We start from the raw sequence: 20,295 nt of genomic DNA on the forward strand, positions 1-20,295 counted from the left end.
TCATTCTATATGAATCTGTTCGATCCGTTCGATCTGTTCAGAAAAAGCATTCACCCAATTATCGAGAAAGGGTATGCGTAAAAAACTGTAGTGATCCCCAGAAACCGCCGAAACAGTTATATTTTCGCCGGCAATCCTGCGCCATTCTTGGCCAAGATCGTCCCCACGCTCGGCGCTGGCGTGAATAAGGGTCAGGGGAAAATCACACGACGTTAAAGTGTGCCTCACCAACGCCTCCCGATTATGGCAGAACAGCTCAAAAAGATTTTGGAATTGCGCCGCATTCACCCCTGGGAGCAGCTGCACAGTCTCTGCACGCTCCAGAAGTGATTTCAGGGGACTACCACTTCGCTTCGGCATAAAATTCTCTATCCCCAACAGATCTTGAGCGAATGCCTGGACCCAGTATGCGGTTTCACCTGGGAATTCTTTTTTACGGCGCAGGCTCTCTTCCATCTGACGCACCATTTCAGGGGGATAACTGTCCAACAAACCCAGGAAAGCAACCTTTTCGCCCTTATTGCGCAACTGACATGCCATCTCAAAAGCGACCACCCCGCCAAATGACCACCCCGCCAATAAATAAGGTCCTTGCGCCTGGATCTCTTGTATTGCGGCCACGTAGTCTTGGGCCATGGCGGAGATACCGTAATCATTGGAATCAGACCTCTTCTCAACCTCCGCCGCCCGTACACCGTAAACCGGGCGCTTGGGGTTCAGTCGGTCCGCCAACGCTTGGTAACAGGTGACGGAACCCGATACGGGATGAATCAGGAACAACGGATGGCGGCCATCCGCGCGCTTGTCTGGCAACCGCAGGGGCACCAACAAGCTTTCCCGTGCTTCACCAATCATCGTTTTGCACTCTGCCCGTCGCAACCGCAGCACTCGCGCTTGTGCGGCAATGGTCGGCGCCTTGGCAAACTCAGCGAAGGAAAAGGGATATTCAAAACGACGCTCGATCTCCCGCAAGAGCCGCACCGCCGACAGACTGTTGCCACCGCATCGCTCAAAAGAATCATCCACACCAATTGGGCATGTTTCCCCTTCAACGGACAAGACCTCTTCCCAGACCTGCAACAGCCGCTGCTCTACCTCGTCACTCGGCTTCGACCGCCCCGCGCTGACTTGGTAAAACTCGTCCGGCAACGCCAGCAAAGCGGTCCGATCCACCTTACCGCCAGACGTCAGGGGCAACACATCGAGGTATCGCACCCGTCTGGGAATCATATGTGCAGGCAACCGAGCCCGTAAAAAATCGTCCAACCCTAGACGATCAAAATCAGGGGCCATGGCCACCACAAAGGCCTCAATCGCCATTTTTCCATCCGCAAGGCTTTTGGGCAGCACGACGGCCTCACAGCCACCAAAGGCCATCAAGGCTGACTCGATCTCTCCCAATTCAACCCGGAAGCCGCGAATGCTTGTCTGATCATCCATACGACCATGGAAGGCAACCGTCCCTTGACTGTCGGGAATGAAAGAGGCGCGGTCTCCGGTACGATAAAGGCGCATCGCCCCCCTGCGCGGATCAAGTGTCTTGGTCACAAACCGCTCAGCGGTCAATTTTGAATTGCCGTGATACCCCAATGCCAAGCGGCTGCCGCTCAGATAAAGCTCTCCGACCACCCCTTCCGGCACCACATTTTGGTCCTCATCAAGAATATAGACTTCCACACCTGCCAAAGGCTGTCCGATGGGAATGCTGGCAACTGAAGACTGCGGCTCAACGGGGTGAACAAGGGCCGTCACCGTCGCCTCAGTCGGGCCATAGGCGTTGAGCAGGCGAACCTTGGAGAGAAGACTATTTTGCCAAAGCTCAACAACGTCCGGGGCAAGCGTCTCACCACCCACGATGCACAGACGCAAGACCAAAGCAGGTCTGTCCGTGGGGCCGTCCGACCACGCGATCAACAGTTCGCGAAGATAGACCGGGGGCAGGTCGACAACGGTAATGCGCAGTTTGTGAAGCCGCCGATGAAAGTCTTCCGGCATCCACATTTCCTCATCTTCCAACACCAATCGTGCGCCGAAAACAAGGGTCGGGAGAATCTGTTCCAACGCGGTGTCAACACTGTGTGAGGCGAACTGCAGCACCACATCTTTTCGCCCAAGCCCGTAATAAGCCCCAATCACATGGCACTGTTCGGCAATGGCACCGTGAGACACCACCACCCCTTTGGGCACGCCCGTCGAACCGGACGTATAAATGATGTAAGCCGGATCAGCCCCGTGAACTTTGTCCTTAGGGGATTTAGCCGACATTTCACGGATGGTTTTGCCATCTGTTTTCAGATCGATAATCCCTTTGCGTGTCACCCCCAAGGCCACGGCACGCGCTGTTAGTTTGCCTTGGCTCAACACAAGACTGACTTTGGCGTCTTTGAGAATCAAAGCCAATCTCTGGTCTGGATAATTCGCATCCAACGGGACCCAGACGCCCCCCGCCACCAACACCGCCAGCAGCGCCGCGATGCTGGCGGGCTCGCGCTTCAGCAAAACGGCAACGCGATCTCCGGGCTGCAATCCGCGTTGGCAAAGCATGCGGGCCAGACGGTTAACTTGTTTCTGCAACTGTCCATAGGTTACCGTTTTGCCCTTCGACACAATGGCGACGGCTTGGGGATGTTTTTGGACCTGACGTCGAAATGAGTCCGCGATCAACCGAGGTGCATGTGCCGAACGCGTGTTGCCGCTCCAGTCTCGCAACAAAGATTTTTGTTCGGCGTTGCTCAACATCGATAAGCTGGCAACTCGGCGTCTTGGTTTATCAGCCACCGCGACCACCAATGCCTTAAAATGTTCCAGCATGCGGTTGACGGTTTTGGGATCGAAGCGGGCCCCATCAAAGGCCGCTACCACCGTTAAACCTGACGCCTCATCGAATAGATCCAGGCCGAACAGACCATCCCCCCCCTGACGCAATTGAGGCACATAGCTCACCTCGCCTGTGCTCAGCACGGGCATTTCTGCGGAACTGCCGGAGAAGTTTTGATAGCCATAGCTCACCTGATACGGCGGCTCACCCCGCGCCGTATCACCCAACGCCCGCGCGATGCTGGCAAAGGGGTAATCGCCGTGGTCCATCCCCGTCATCATAGCTTGGTGGACCTGTGACAACAGCGTTTTGGTCCGCATGCTCCCCTTAACGTCCAGCGGCAGAGCCATCATGTTGGTGCAATACCCGACGGTCTCTTCAAAACGACGTTTCGGTCGTCGCACGGTTGGCACGCCAACGATCATCCGGTTTTGACCGCTGTAGCGATAGAGCAAGATTGTGAACACCCCAAGATAAAATGAGGCGCGACTGATCCCCAGTCGATCCGCCGCAGCCGAGACCGTTTTTGTCACTTTTTTCGACAGGCGCATTTCGCAGGTCCGGCCGTCGACAAGTCCCTCGGAATCTGGCTTGCGATCACATGGCAGTTCAAGCACTGGCAGCACGCCCGCCAATTGGTTTTGCCAAAATGCCCGCTGGCGCGCCCCTTCGGGACTGTCCATGATCGCCCGTTCCCAAGCGATGAAGTCGGCATAATCTGCGTGTTGAGCGGCATCTGACAAAAGGGCTGGCGCTTCCCCGGTTAGCATCCTCTCGTAGGCGTTCCAGAATTCTCGCGCCATAACCGCCATGGAAACACCGTCGGTGACCAAATGATGCACAACGATTAAAAAGAGCTGTTCTTTGGCGTCTAAAGAATCCCCCGAAATCAGTTCAAAACGAATCTTGGCTTCTTCGCCCATATCAAACGGGCGCACCACCCGTTGACGGGCAAACGCGAGCACGTCGACACCCTTTGGAACGGACAGGGAGTGTACGGTCTCTTCAACGGTGCTGGCGACCAAATGGGGTTCACCTTCTTTGTCCGCCACCCGAACCGTCAAAATCGGATAGCGATCCAACAACCAGCGACAAGCGGCCTGCAAAACCTCAAGGTCGATGTGCTTGACCCGAAATGCCATGGGCACATTGTAAACGCTGCTGCGCGGTTGAAGCATCTGGGCGACCCATATGCCTTTTTGGCCCTCCCCCATGACGGATTGCCAAGGGCCTCCATCTGCATCCCAGTGAACGGTTTGAGGTGACGCAAGTCTCTCTTGACCCGTATGCGCGCCGACCAGTTCAGCCAGATGTTGCAACGACTTCGATTGATCAAGTTCACGATGACTGACGACGATCCCCGTCGCCTCCTCAATGGCGTAGATCAACTGAAGGCCAATCATGGAATCGACCCCGATGGCGCGAAGGCTTGCTGTGGGATCGATGCGTCCCGGTTTAACGCCCTGCTCTGTGGCGAGCACATTAACCAATACCGTCAACAAGGCAGCACCCTGTTTTACAGGTGCTTTGGGAGCGCGTGTTTCAAAAACGTGTTCAGACTCATTTGAACCGATCCAGTGATGGTCTCGGGCAAACGGATAACCGGGCAATGGCAAAGGTGTTAGCGGGGTTTCCGCAGTGTCATGGCGCAGTTGAAAATTGGTTTCCAAGGTTTTGATCTGTCCGTCCCTGACCTCGGCCAAACGCTTGAGAAGGTCCTCGACATCATGGGCCATCAACAGCACGCCACACGCCATCGGCTCTCGCCCAACACGCAAAGTGTAAGAGAGACGCGCCATTGATACGTGAGGATTTACCAACACATAGTCCTCTAGACGTTCAGCCACTGCCCTCAACTGTTCTGGCGTTTTGGCAAACAGCGGATACTGTCGCAGCGGGTTGGTCTCGGGCACATTTTCCGCCGTTGCGAATGGCTCCGGTGGCTCTTGAACAATCACATGGACATTTGCGCCCCCGGCACCGAACGAACTGACCGTAGCCCGGCGCGGCTGTTCCTGGCCGTCAATCCAAGGTCTTGCCCACGGCGCAAGCGCATTTTGCAGCACAAACGGCGACCCGGCAAAAAGCTGGGAAACTTCCGCGGCGGTATGATCATTAAAGGATGGCAACAAGCTGCGGTGTTGAAACTGCAACAGCACCTTGGTGAGTTGGGCCAACCCCGAAGCCGCCTCGGCATGGCCGATAAAGCTTTTGACCGAGCCAATGGTGCAAAAGCCATCGTCTTTGGTAAAGCTGCGAAACGCACGGCTAAGGGCGCGCCGTTCTATGGCGTCACCAACCGGAGACCCGTTTGCGGAGGATTCAACGTAACCGATGGAGCGCGGGTCGATGCCGGAACGGTGGAAGTTTTCCTCCATCAGGCGCGCCTGGGCCTTAATATTGGGAACGGCAAAGCCGGCGGAATGACCACTGTGATTGGCAATGCTGCCTTTGATCACCGCGAGGATCGGGTCCTGATCGGACAGGGCTTCGTCCAAGGGCTTCAGCAACACCGCCCCAACCCCTTCGGCAGGCAGATAGCCGTCACCATCAACGGCGAAAGCACGGCTATCAGCATGGCTACCAATCAGACCAAGACGGCTCAAACCAATATACTTATCTGGATGGATGGACAGGTTCACGCCACCCGCAATCGCCAACTGGCACTCGCCCGTTTGCAGGCTTTGGCAAGCCTGATGGACAGCCTGAAGCCCGGACGAACACATAGAGTCCACGGCCACGCTCGGCCCTTGCAGATCAAAGAAAAACGAGGTCCGGTTGGCGATGGCGGCATAAGACGAAAGCCGTAAGAGAGATTGACTGTCGCGGTCCGTCTCCATGGCATTGTACTGCTGGTACATGGCACCGACAAACACGCCGACCCTGCCTTGGTAACGATCTTGGAGGGCGGCCCTGGTATGCCCCGCCCGTTCCAGCAAATGCCACGTGGTCTCTAAAAAAAGACGTTCCTGGGGATCAAGAAGGCTCGCTTCACGCGGTGTATAATCGAAGAAGTTGGCATCGAAACAATCCACGTCGTCGATAAAACCACCCCACTTACAGTGGCTATGTCCCGCCTTGCCTTTTCGGGCCGAATAATGTGCATCCGCATTCCAACGCGATTTGGGGACCTCGGTGATGCCGTCGCGCCCCGCCACAAGCATCTGCCAAAGGGCCTCAACATCGCCCGCACCGGGGTAACGTCCCGCCACCGCGATGATCGCAACATCTCCTGAACGCGCCTTCGTCTGAAGAGGACTTACTGACTTTTCGTCAATATGCTCGTCAACGCGCTCATCCTTGGGCGATTGAGCAACGTCAAGCATAGCATCCGGGTATTCGGCGAGCAGATGGTCAACCAATGCGTTGATGGTGGGATGCTCAAACAACAAAGTCTGCGGCAGCGGCCCCAATTCCCCTTCCAACACTTCGAGGATGTGCAGTGCCGAAATGGAATCCACGCCAAAACGATCAATCGTCGCATCCGCATCCAAACGCTCAGCCGGAATTTTGAGAACCTGAGAAAAAGCATCCGAAACCCACGCCAGCATGCGGTGCTGGCGGGTCGAGACCATTGGGCGTGCGGGGAGACGTTCAGCAGATGTGGGAGCCGCACTTTTTAATGGTGCTGCGGGCGCACTACTTGTGATCCCCATCAGGCGTCTCAACCTTGGACGATCTCCATCCATGATCAACAGTTGATCCACGTCAGGAAAACCCATGGCTGCCCTCATCGCCGATATAACGGCGGATGGCTCCAGCGGGGTTAGCCCCGTATTTTTTTCCATTGCATGAACAACGGCTGCATCCAGTTGCATACCGCCATCGCGCAGGTACGGCCAATCAATCGACAAGGTATGGCCGCACCGCTGTCCCTGGGCAGTGAGCCGATTGCGGTGGCTGGCAAAGCCATCCAAAAATGCATTGGCGGTCGCATAATCGCCTTGGCCGACATTTCCCAATGCCCCCGAAAGTGAAGAGAACAACACCATAAAGTCCAGCGGTTCGCCACCGATGGCGGCATCCAGGTTCATCAGCCCCGCCACTTTGGGGGCCAGGACGGCGGAGAGGTCCGTCTGGCTTTTATGACGCAGCAAGCCATCCCGGATCACCCCAGCCGCATGGATGACGCCATCAAGGTGGCCTTCTGTTTGGCGGATCTCGGCCACCACTTTGTTGACCGCTGCCGCATCGCTCACATCAACCCGGCGGTAATGGACCCGAGCTGGCAACGCATCCAATTGCGTTTGTTGCTGGGAAGAAAGGGTTGAGCGCCCCAGCAGCCAGAGTGACGGATTGCGGTTATCCGCAGCCATCTGGGCGGCAACCTCCAGCCCCACACCACCCGCCCCGCCGGTGATGAGATAGACACCCGATTTTTTCCAAGCTGGGACCAGAGCCGTTCTTGGCGCAGACACTTCCCGCCAGCGCCGAACCATGCGTTGGTTAGCCTGATAGCGAATATCGCCATCACCATCCGTCCCCATGCGGTCCGCCCGCAGACGTTCACCAAGATGATCCGGATACGCACCAGTCAACACCACCAACTGACAGCTCAATGACGGGGCTTCCTGGCTGGCCGTGCGCAGCATGCCACCCAGTCCGGCAAGAAGACGGCCGTCATTATCCTCGGTCACCACCACCTGCACAACCGCGCGGCCTTGTCCCGCTTTCATGAGGCTCTGAAACAGCTCCATCAGGCGGCTGGCATGGCTGACAAAACGATCTGCAATATCACGTGTTTCATCGCTTTGAAGCCGCACCACGTGGGCCGGAGATGCCGTCTCGGCGAGTTTATCAGCCAAACTGTCCGGCAATTCACACAACACCAACCACGATTGTTCGTCGCGCTCATGTGCCTCATCGGCTGACATGGCCCACGCATCTTCGGTGCGCCAGTCCGGCACAAAGAACAACGGTAAAGAAGACTGATCCGCCCTAACGTTTGAGTGAGCTACACCTTGTTGAGCTTCCGGCACCCAGTAACGATCTCGGGCAAAGGGATAGCTTGGCAAGGCAATACGTCGGGGCGTCACGCCTTGCCACAAACGACGCCAATTGACCGTCGCACCGTTCACCCAGGCCTGTGCGATGTCGCTCAGGCTCGCACTCAATGGAACATCAGCTTTTTGACCACGCCCGGCGCGTCCTCTGAAGAGGCTGTTCCCCCTTGTCTCTCCCGCCAAAACCTGATCGAGACCAGCAAGCAGTTCGTCTTTTGTCGAAGCCAGAAAAACCAATCGCTCATCGAACGCTTCGCGTCCCACCTGCAGCGTATAAGCCACATCTTCAAGATCGTTCATGGAGCGTTCACGCACATTCGACTGAAGTCGTTTCAGCAGGTCCATGAGGCGTTCCGGATCCTGTGCCGACACGGGAAACAGCATTGGCTGCGAAACTTGCTCGGACGTCCGCACCTCAGGGGACGCGGGGATATACTCTTGCAAAATCACATGGGCGTTGGAACCGCCCGCGCCAAACGAAGAGAGCCCCGCGATCCGAGGAGATGGCTGACCGCCCTGAACCTGCTGAGGCCAGGGTGCAAGGCGCTGCTGTACGGTGAAGGGTGAGGATGCAAAATCAATGTGGGGATTTAAAGTCTCGGAATGGAGCGACGGCGCCAACTGGCCATGTTTGAACTGCAAAAGAACCTTGGTCAATCCGGCAATCCCAGAAGCGCTTTCGAGATGGCCAATATTGGATTTGACCGAACCGATGGCGCAAAATGCCCGTTTGTCCGTTTGCCCGCGATAGGCTTTGCTCAAAGCCCGAATCTCGATAGGATCACCCAAAGAGGTTCCGGTTCCATGGGCCTCGACATAACTCACGGATTCTGGCGAAACGGAGGCCTGGTCCATGGCCCGGCCAATCACTGCGGCTTGAGCGTCAGGATTGGGAACCGTGTAGCCGTTGGTCATACCCCCGTGATTGAGGGCCGTCGCCCGAATAACACCTTGAATCCGATCCCCATCCGTTATGGCTTGATCCAACGGTTTCAACAGAACCGCACCGACCCCTTCGCCGGGAACATAACCATTCCCGCCCTGACCAAAGCTCTCGCAACGCCCCGTGTCGGACAGAAAGTTCCCTTGACCCAGGACAATATATTTATTGGGGTGCAGGCTCAGATTGACGCCCCCAGCCAGGGCGACCTGACAGCTGCCGCTGCGCAGACTTTCACAGGCCAAATGGATCGCCGTCAACGACGACGAACACATGCTGTCTACGGCAAGGCTGGGGCCATGGAAATCGCAAAAATAAGACACCCGGTTGGCGATGGACGCGGGGTTGCCCGTCAAACCCAGCGACTGGCCTTGCGCCGAACGCTCCGCGCCATAGAGCTGATACTCCTGCCACATCACACCGACAAAAACGCCGACATCTCCCCCCGTCAGCGGTTGACGTGCTGGTGCCAAGGTCGAGCGGGTATAGCCTGCATCTTCCAGGGTCTCCCAGGCGCACTGTAAAAACAGGCGTTCTTGGGGGTCCATGTATTCGGCTTCTGCGGGCGAAATATTGAAAAAGAGTGGATCAAAACAATCAAAACCGTCGACGAAACCACCGCGACCGATTTGGCCGCTCAACAGCTTGGCGTGGTCCCACCGTTCAACAGGGATGTCGGTGATGCCATCACGCCCTGCGGCTAAGTTTTTCCAGAAGGCTTCTAGCGAGTCTGCTCCGGGATATCGCCCCGCCATGCCAATGATGGCAATGGGCTGATCCGTTGGGGAAGCGGTTGCATTCCTTCCAGTGACGGCCGTTTGTTCGCGTGAGGGAAAAGGCGTTGCATCCTCCCTCACCCCTGTTACGACGGCTAACGTCTGGGCATGGTCTGCCATAAAGTAGTCGATCACGGCTTGCAGCGTTCGGTACTCAAAAAAGAGCGTGCTGGAAAGCGGACCGAAATCCTTTTCCAAAGCATCGGTGAGACGATTGATCAACAAGGAGTCGATACCATAACGTTCCAGAGGTTCACCTAGCTCAATCTGGTCCTCAGCAATATCGGTGAGACGCGCCAGCAGCGATTTGAAATATCGCTCGGCAGCGTGTTGCAAGACATCTGCGGCGATTGTCACATCTGTGTGTTCACCAGCCAGGGGGCGCAACGTGAACCCACGTGCGGCCACATGGGCCTGACCATCTTCATCGGCTAAATCAAGATCGAATTTGTAAACGCCGTGCTGTTGTGGCTGGAGCCGCAGCCACACCCACATGCTGTCCGTTGTCGGGGCAAACATCTGCAGGCTATCCAAACCAACAGGCAGGGCCGCCGTGAGCCGTTCTTCTTGTTCAAACAAACCCAAGGCGACATGGAATGCCCCGTCCAGCAGACTGGGGTGCAGAATAAGAGAGCCCTCTTTGGCGGCATCTGGCAAACGCAGTCGGGCAAGGATTTGGCCGTCTCCGGTCCAAATTTCTTCAACCACACGAAAAGCCGGACCATACTCCAATCCCAGAGCCGCATAACGGTCGTAGAGCCATTCAGGCTGGATCGATCGGGGACACTGCGAACGGATTTGGCCCAGATCAAACGCGGGCGGCGTTTGATCGTCGTCCAAGCGGGAAATGACACCGCGCACGTATTCAAGATCTCCGTCGACTTTGTTCAGCAGCGAAAATGAAGTTCCGTCTTCTGTGGCTGGGCCCAAATCGACAACCACATCCTGATGCCCCACATCCAGCGTCAATGGACGTCGCCAAGCAATCCTATGCATGGAAATGGGAGTCGAGACCCCTGCGCCGACAAACGCCGCCCGAACCAGCTCCAGGCTCATGGCTCCCGGCAAAACGCGCTGTCCACGAACCCGGTGATCACGCATGTAAAAGGCATCCGCGTCCACGCAAACCGTCTTAGAACCGTCACGCGCCAAGGTGGTGTCTGACGGATTGTGTGGTGAGGGTAACCTTGAAGACACACGGTAGGTGTCCCGCGCAAACGGGTAGACCGGCAAAACCAGACGGCGGCGGGACCTCGTGTGCAAAATGGACCAGTCGATTTCTGCACCGTTGACCCAAGTTTGTGCGACAATGGAGGGATCGTCGTCGGCACTGAGCGATGACGTGCGCCGCTCACCCTCAGCGACAAACAAACCCGGAGCGGCTTGGCCCGAAAGAAACGCCTTCAAACCATCGCGCAACGCTTCCAATGTCGATGCGACAATTGCCAGTCGGCTCGACATCTCAGTGCGGCCAACTTGCAGGGTATAAGACAAGTCATCTCGGTCCGATTCCCGAATCCGACCCAAACCTAAGACGGCGAAAAGCGCTGCGGCCCGGTCCTTCAGGCGTTGAGCATCCCGACCGGACAGAACAAACACACCCGGTCTGTCCAAAAGAGGTTCCGGGGTTTGTGCCTCCTGAGAAGGCCTGTACTCTTCCAACACCACATGGGCATTCACACCGCCAAACCCAAAACTGCTGATGCCAGCCAACCTGGGAAGGTCTTGCCCTTCATCATTGCGAAGCGATTGCCACGGCTGGGCGGTGCGAACAATTTCAAATGGCGTTCCGGCCAGTTGGATATGGGGGTTGATTTCATCACAGTGCAAAGAGGGCACCAAGGTGCGGTGTTCCAGTTGCAACAGCACCTTGATGATCCCGGCGACACCGGCAGCCAATTCCAGATGACCGATGTTGGTCTTCACCGATCCAATCGAACACAAGGAGTCTTCAGCTTGGAAGGAGCCTGGCTGTGACAGTCCAAAGGCCGATTTTAAAGCGTTGATTTCGACCGGGTCGCCCAAGGCGGTGCCGGTGCCGTGGGCTTCGACATACCCAATATGGCGCGGATTGATCCCTGCATCCGCGTAGACACCACGCAACAGATCGGCTTGGGCCACGGTATTGGGGGCCGTCAGCGAGTTGGCGCGGCCACCATGATTGATGCCACTGCCACGAATGATCGCGCGGATCGGGTCACCATCGCGCTCAGCCGCAGAACGACGTTTGATAAACAGGACTCCCGCCCCTTCCCCACGCCCATACCCATCGGCTTGGTTGGAGAACGTTTTGCAGCGACCATCAAGGGACAGCATTCCGGCTTTGGAAAACTGTATGTGGGCTTCTGGTGTGAGGATGGTGTTGATGCCGCCGACTAGGGCCATATCGCATTCGCCGTTGCGTATGGATTGCACCGCCCGATGCAACGCCACCAAAGAACTTGAACACGCGGTCTCGACCGGTTCGCTGGGCCCGTGCAGGTCCAGAAAATAACTCAATCGATTGGGACCCACAGAGGCGACGGACCCTGTCGCCACATAACCTTCGTCACCTGCATTTTCACCGATGAGGTCCCGATAACCACTGGCCGCCGTGCCGATGAAAACACCAACCTTTTTTCCGGCCAAAGAGGTTGGGGCATGCCCCGCACTTTCGATGGCGTTCCACGCATGCATCATCAACAAACGTTGTTGAGGGTCCATGAACAACGCTTCGCGGGGCGAGATATTGAAAAACAAAGGATCAAATTCAAAGACACCGTCAATGAAGCCGCCCCAGTGGACATTGGTCTTGCCCGCAGTGGTTTTTGGATCGCCGTCATAGGCATGCCAATCCCAGCGCTCGAGAGGAATCCGGCTTAGGCTCTCTTTGCCCTCAATGAGGTTTTGCCAGAACGCATCGGCATCCCGAGCGCCTGGAAAATGGCAACTGTAGCCAACGATCACCAATGGGTCAGGCTCTTGATCCCGGAGGGGTGCCGTTGCCCTTATCGGCGTTTCAACTGGTAGCGTCGGCTGCGGCGTGTCTTGAAGCAAAACCGGAGAGCCCTGCGCGGACACATGCGCGGCCAGTCGATTGAGAGTGGCATATTCAAAAAAGTCGGCTGGTGAAAGCGTCAGTTTCAACGCGTCATTGACCCGGTTGGCAAACGTCGTCATGACGATGGAATCAAATCCAAACTCACCCAGCTCCACATCAACATCGAGTTCCGACGCATCCACTTCCAACACCTGGGCCGCAAGGGGCAACAAGATGGACAAAGCGGTCTTTTCAGGGGCGTATTCGGCGTTCACCTCACGGATGGCAGGAGGACGTGTCGAAGGCTGAGGCATTGGCGCGGTTACGGAAGTTGGTTCCGTTCCCGTTCCCATCCCCCCACCTTGGGCCCGGCCCCAATAGGTCGCCATGGAAAACGGATAGCCCGGCAAGGATACTTTTTTCGCCCTGCTGCCCTGTTGCAAATCACGCCAATTGATATTGAAGCCCCGCACCCACAATTCCAACAGATCATCATGGTGGCCCCGATCCGCCAATCCGGCCACCGCTTGGCTGAGGGTTTCATCCTTTTGCAATACCGCGACAGCATTGCGATTTGTCTTCACCTGACCGAGGTGAAGTTCCACCATGTCCCTTTTATCCAAGAACGCGCCTAAGCGGCTTAAGACTTCGTCGCGTGAAGCACAGGTAAAGGCCAAGCGATGCTCCATGGCGTCGCGGGCAAACTGCAAGGTATAGGCCAGATCAGCCAGTGCGATATTGGATTTTGCCACCGCGTCGCTGAGTTGGCTCGCCGCTTCACGCAGTTGCGCTTCGGTCCGCGCCGAAAGGATGATGATGTGTGTCTGCGGGGGCACGACCACGGCTCTCTGCTCCGCTGCTGGCGCGATATATTCTTCCACCACCACATGCGCATTGCTGCCACCAAAGCCGAAACTGCTGACTCCGGCTCGGTACGGCAGGGTCTGGCCGGCCCCATCCTGACGTCGCGGCCACGGACGCGATTGCCCCACCACCTCAAAACCGCTGCCGTCCAGTTTGAGATAAGGATTGAGCGGTTTGGCGTGCAGGGATTCGACCAAGATGGCATGACGCATCTGCAACACGGTTTTGATCAACCCGGCAATACCAGCCGCCAACTCAAGATGACCAATGTTTGATTTAACCGAACCCAAGCCACAGTGGATAGGGTCAGCCGGACCAAATTGTTCTTCGGCCTCCCGGCTAAGATCAGCAAACGCGGCTTTCAACGCTTCTGTTTCGATGGGATCGCCCAAGGGCGTGCCGGTGCCGTGGGCCTCAATGTAGCCGACCGTTCGGGGATCAAACCCGGCCCGTCGATAGACCGTGCGCAACAGATCGGCCTGGGCATTTGGATTGGGTGCCGTCAGGGAACTGGCGCGGCCCCCATGATTTTCTCCACTGGCGCGGATCAACGCCAAAATGCGGTCCCCATCCCGTTCGGCATCGGACAAGCGTTTCAAGAACACCAGTCCAACACCCTCACCGCGGACATAACCGTCGGCCTCGGCTGAAAACGTGTGACAACGTCCTGTCGGCGACAACATCCCTGCCTTGGCAAAACCGATATAAGTATCCGGCACCAACAGCGTATTGATACCGCCTGCAAAGGCAGCACGACAGTGCCCCGACTGGATGGCTTCCACAGCCCGGTGCACCGCGACCAGAGCGCTGGAGCACGCGGTTTCGACAGCCATGCTGGGGCCGTGCAAATTGTAAAAATAACTCACCCGGTTGGGCCCTAAAGACGGGGCCAATCCGGTCATCGCATAACCTTCGATGTGATCTGTGGACTCCATCACCAATCGGCCATAACCGGAATCACCCGTACCGATAAACAATCCGGTATCCGATCCCGAAAGGGTGCTGGGGGCATACCCCGCATCTTCCATCAAGCGCCAGACCTGGGTCAGCAACAGACGTTGCTGAGGGTCGATATAGCGGGCTTCCGGTCGGGAGATGCCAAAAAAGTCGGGATCAAAAGCGGCAATATTGTCCAAAAACCCGCCCCACTTGATTTTACAGCGCCCGGGCTCGCTCGATGGGTCTCCCCAATAATCGCGCCAGTTCCAGCGACTGGATGGGATTTCCGAAATCGCGTCATGCCCTGTCGCCAAATGACGCCAAAAGGTGTCAAGGTCCGGGGCCTGAGGAAACTGTCCACTCATGCCAATGATGGCGATGGCGTCATCGTCTGAATGACGCGAAGAGTTGAGGGGGGGCACATACGACTTCACGGCGGGCGGGCGCGGACCCACGTTGGCGGCAATTGGCGAAATCGTTTGTTTTTCACCACCACCCAGCACAGCTCTGAGTGCCGTTTCATCGTAATCACAAAGATGGGCTGAAAGCAGTGCCAATGTCGGACACTCAAAAAAGATCGTCGGCGTGATGTCCAGATCAAACTGATCATTTAAGGCCGCTGCAAACTGCGTAAAGCTGATGGAATCAAAACCATATTCAGGCAGTTCAACATCCGGGTCCAACTCATCGCGATCCACTTTGAGCAGATCGCTAACAATCCGTTCCAAGGCCGACAAAACACGCTTCGGAAGGTTTTCGTTTGACGTTGCCCGCTCGACCGTCACAGAGTTAGGCGTTGGTTTCGCTTCACGCTCCAAGGGCAAATTGGGGACATATTCCAGTCCTTCAATCAAATGCCGGACCCGCTGACTTTGCCCGGCAACCACCAGAAGACGCGGCGCGTCACCGCTTAAGGCTTGGGTCAAAGCGGCGATACCGTCTGCGCTTTCCAACGCCACCAAGCCGGTTTGTTTGGTCATTTTGGCTTGAGCCAAAGAGTCCATAGCCATGCCGCCGTCACGCCAGAAAGGCCACGCGATGGTGTGAGTGCGGCCCTGACACAGACCAGCCTTGCGACGCGCTTCACGCATCACCGCATAGCCATCCAAAAATCCGTTGGCGGCGGCATAATCGCTCTGACCGGGACTGCCCAGGGACGCGGCTATGGACGAAAACAAAACCAAGAAGTCCAGCGGTTCGTCACCGATCGCCTGATCAAGATTGCATGTACCCACCACTTTCGGTGACAAGACTTTGCGAAGATCCGACGCCTGTTTGTTCGCAAGCGCTGAATCATTCAACACCCCGGCGGCATGGAAGACGCCGTGAAGGTGATGATGATGCTGACGAATGGTCTTCATCATATCCATCACCGCTGTGTCATCAGCAAGATCGACACACATATGGTGAACACGTTCCGGGTTTTGGCGAGCCAACCATGCAGCGCCCTCCCCTTGGGGTCGGGAACGGCTGGCCAGCACAACTGTGGCTTCTGGGGCCACGTGCAAAATCGCCTGGGTCAGCAAACGACCAAGGCCACCGCTTCCGCCGGTAATCAGATAGATGCCCTTTGGCCGCCAGGAGAAGCCCTGCGTCGGATTGTTCGATGGGGCTACCAGCCCCCACCCTTCAACTTGGAGCGCACCGGATAGGGGGTCGACGCGCAACAGCGCTCCACCCGGTGCTGATGACGCCGCGGCAAGACGACTCGCCAGCACAAGTGGATCGACACCCGGCTGCACTAAGATCACCTGCCCACTCAGATTGGGATATTCAAAACCGGCGCTTCGCAGCATACCAATCAACCCACTCAAGGGGGCCAGACCTTCCCCGTCCGGCAGCACCAACTGAACCTGGATCGTGGTTGTCCCGCAGCTTTTGGCCAAGCCTTGCAGTGCGCTCAACACTTGTTCGGCAAGACGCGTGTAACGTTCGGCCAGAGGCATCGTCGTTTCATCGGCAAGGGTCTGAACGTTTTCCCCCTCAAAGGCAACGGCCAAGGCCTGTTGCTCGACCAGCCCATCAGCCACCAGAACCACCCGCTGAGCGTATTTTTGATCCTTGCCCACGTGCGGATCAAACGATTGCCAACGGGGTGTAAAGGTCTGAACGGAAATATCCGATGAGGTCTGTTTTGCAATCGCCGTGCGGGCAGCGAACCCTCTCAAGCGCACGCGCACGCTGCCATCGTCAGCGATCAAGTCAATGTCGGTTTTGAGAACGCGGGTCCCCGCCCTTTGATCCGCAGCCGTGCGAACATAAGCCCACATGTTCTGCTCACACGCGCCCAATTGTTCAACGGAGGCCAACGCAAACGGCAACGCCGCACCGACAGAATCCGTACCGTCTTCGGGCAGCGCCATCCCCACAGCCGCCTGAAACGCACCGTCCATCAAACTGGGGTGAAGATCAAAACGGACAGCATCCCCAATCCCCTCGGTTGGCAGCGCAAGACGGGCCAACACCGATGGATTGCCCCCTTCATCCTGCCCGGCCGCCAACCACTGCACCGCCCGATGGCTGGGTCCATAGTTCAGCCCCATCTGATCGAAAATTTGGTAGACCCGTGACGCCTCAACGCGTGAAGAATGCGTCGCCTGCAAACGAGACAAATCCACTTCGGCGACAGCGGCAGCGGCTTTGGCGACGCGCATTTGCGCATGCTCTTCACGGCCATCCCCGTCGACAATGCGATAGATCCGCAGCCGTGCCTGTTGTTCCGTCCATTGGTCGAGCACTATTTCCAAGTTCACGGGGCATTCGACAAAAAGCGGTTGCAGCCACACCACCTGCTCAATGCGGCCCGGTTCAAAGCCCAACTGTTTTGCCACCGCGCGGGCAATCTCCAAATAGCCAACCCCCGGCAAAACCGGGCGGCCCATCACGCGATGATCCCTCAGGAAAAACTCAGCGCCCGTCAACGTCAGCACAAAACGCCCTTCGCCGTCAGCACGTGGCGTCAGCGGACGGGCAACCGTTTTCTGAGCGGGCTCATCACAGGGCAACCAGAAGCGTTTGCATTGGAACGGATAGGTTGGCAAGGGCAAACGGATGCGCCCTGAATCTGATGGATAAAGGCTGGCCCACGCAATCGTTTCGCCGTCCACCCAACGCTGAGCAATCGATAGCGCATCCACACCAACCGGATTGAAGGACGTCAAATCAATATGCCGTCCACGCGCAACAGTCCCCCGCACCGCCTGCGTCTCATCACCTTGCAGGAAGGCATCCATTTGACGCAGCAATGCTTCGCCATTGGCGGCGACAAACATAAGGCGGTGGCGCATGGCGTCTCGGCCCACCTGTAACGTATAGGCCAAGTCGGCAACCGACACCGCCCCCACATGGGAACGCAACTGCGCAACCGCGTCCTTCAAAGCAGTATCGTTTTTGGCCGAAATGGGAAACAGCATGGGCGTGTTGGATGGCGGCTCGGACCGACGGGTTGATGTAGGTGAGAGATATTCTTCGACGATCACATGAACGTTGGAACCACCCGCCCCAAAAGAGCTCAGACCCGCGCGCCTTGGCATCTGGACACCGTCGACAATGGGTTGGGACCAGGGGCGCGCGGCCTCAAGCAAATAGAACGGCGTACCCGTCAGTTCCAGCAAAGGATTGGGGTCTTCGCAATGGAGGCTCTGGTAAAGCGTGCCAGACTCCATGGAAAGCAGAACCTTGATCAATCCGGCCACCCCGGCTGCCGTTTCCGCATGACCGATATTGGATTTGATGGAGCCAAGCCCGACATGCGGGTTTTGTGGCGGGGTGATTCCCAGCTCTTGATAACGTTGATCAAAAGCGGCCTTCAATCCCTGTGCCTCGATGGGGTCACCCAAGGGCGTGCCGGTGCCGTGACACTCAACATAACCGATACTGCGCGGATCGATGTTGGCTTGTTGGTGGGCCTCCACAATCAGCGCAGCCTGAGCTTTGGGATTAGGGGCCGTTAGAGAACTCCCCTGGCCGCCATGATGTTCCACCGAAGCGGTGATCACACCCAGGATTGTGTCGCCGTCAGCCTCGGCCCGATCCAATCGTTTCAGCAACACCGCCCCGACCCCATCGGACCGTCCATAGCCATCGGCGTGAGCGGAAAAACTCTTGCTGCGCCCGTCCGGGGCCAACATGCCGATTTTAGAGAACAGAATATGCTGTGTTGGTGTCAGCATCAGGTTTGAACCACCAGCGATGGCCATCTCGCATCCTTCGTGGCGAATGCTCATCACCGCCCGGTGAATGGCCACCAACGAGCTGGAACACGCGGTATCCACCACCTGACTTGGACCATGAACATCGAGCAAAAACGACAACCGATTGGGACAAAACACATGCCCCAAACCCGTCATTTTTTGTGGGTCCGCAATCTCCGCACGGTTGGCCAAATCCACATAATCAAGCAGATTAATGCCAAGAAAAATTCCGATCTTTCGTCCCGCGAGAGATCCCGGCGCATACCCCGCCTTTTCGATCAATTTCCACACACACATCATGAACAAGCGATGCTGGGGGTCCATCAATTCCGCTTCGCGTGGGGAAAGATTAAAGAATGCCGCATCGAACTGATCATGACCGGGGACAAAGCCGCCATATTTGAGCGCCGTCTGCGAACGGTTTTTGGGGTCTTGCTGAAGCTGTTGCCAATCCCACCGATCCCAAGGCACGTCCTCGATACAATCATCACCGTTCGCGAGGTGAGCCTCAAGCGAGACCAGATCGGGGCTCTGGGCAAACATGCCCTCCATAGAGATGACGGCAATCGGAATGGGCGTCGCGCTGGCGTCGCTGACAGAACCAGATACGACAGGTTTCGCGGCTGGAACCGACGGATTCTCTGCTGGCCCTTTAACCACGGCCCGATGACGGCGCAGCCACGATGGGTCTATACCTGGGCTCGAAGACGACGGTGTTTTCACAGGAGAAGGAGAGGCCTGGGGCGACGGCTCTGACTTGGCATAGTATGCGTTGATGGCCGCGCCATATCGTGCCCGTAAAATGGCAGCAAGATCGTCCAGATGTTTGGCTTCAAAAAAGGTGGTTGGTGCCACGGATATACCGAAACAACGGGAGATTTTGACCATCACCTCAGTGATCGCAATGGAATCCACTCCGAAGTTGGATAGGTTTTCTGTCGGGTTCAAACGCTCTTGAGGTATCCGCAAGGCTTCGCCAGCCAGACGCAGAACGTCCTCTTCCAAACGGCGATCCGGTGCCACCGCAGCCGTCTCTGCAATTTTTTCTTCACTCTTTTTCACAACAGTCGTCGTACCAGCACTGGCCACAGCACTGGCCCCACCGGTGCGTTTTTGCGCACGGAGGATCATCTCCTGCTCCAGTCGCGCCCCTATGGCGGCACGCGGGTCACTGGGTGGTCGCGACGTCATGCTCTCGCCTTCTCCTCGTCCTCAGGCGCGCCTTCCACCAACATCTCCCGGTAATGCCTGGAATGCCCCAGTAATTTCCACAAATCCGCTTCCCACAAATGGCGATAGGAATCGACGAAATAGGACTGCCCCAAATCCGGCGTATCGACTTTCTTGGCGGCCAAAAAACGTTCCAGTCCTGGCAAGTGTTCAAACAAAGCGCGGGCATAATTGCGCACGAACAAGCCTTGCGTTTTTAAGCCATCCCCCAACCCCGCCGAGGTGTTGATAAAGCCCATAAACAAGAGATTGTCGTGATTGCGCGGAGCCGCATGGAGAAAGAGGTCCGGTATTCCTTTTTTCCATTCCAACAGGTCATCGGCAAGGAACGGGAAGTCCCGTTTGTAACCGGTAGCATGAAGCACCACGTCAACCTCCACCTCGGAATTGTCGACAAACCGCACCCGGTTTCCGGCAAATGATGCGACGTCGCCCTTCGGGACAATGTTTCCGTGACCAATATAATAAAGAATCTGAGAGTTCATCACCGAATGAGCACCATCTAAGGGATAG

At 56.8% G+C, this 20,295-nt stretch carries 2 protein-coding genes (1 of these 2 cut by a window edge); both read right to left on the bottom strand.

What is annotated here, in order from left to right:
- Positions 1-19,743, bottom strand: coding sequence for a non-ribosomal peptide synthetase (locus BEN30_RS18235; protein ID WP_139134817.1), 19,743 nt, complete (start codon positions 19,741-19,743; stop codon positions 1-3).
- A protein-coding gene (locus BEN30_RS02975; protein WP_069956862.1) for a flavin-containing monooxygenase crosses the window boundary here: on the bottom strand, positions 19,740-20,295 show its 3' end. The gene runs 773 nt beyond the window's last position; 556 of the gene's 1,329 nt are visible here — the last part of the coding sequence; its start codon lies beyond the right edge, outside the window; it ends in the stop codon at positions 19,740-19,742. Before BEN30_RS02975 ends, BEN30_RS18235 begins: the two co-directional genes overlap by 4 nt.

The organism is Magnetovibrio blakemorei, assembly GCF_001746755.1.
Taxonomy (GTDB): Bacteria; Pseudomonadota; Alphaproteobacteria; order Rhodospirillales; family Magnetovibrionaceae; genus Magnetovibrio; species Magnetovibrio blakemorei.

Excerpts from the sequence above, each read along its gene's own strand:
- BEN30_RS18235 (WP_139134817.1), bottom strand. The coding sequence starts at position 19,743 with ATGACGTCGCGACCACCCAGTGACCCGCGTGCCGCCATAGGGGCGCGA.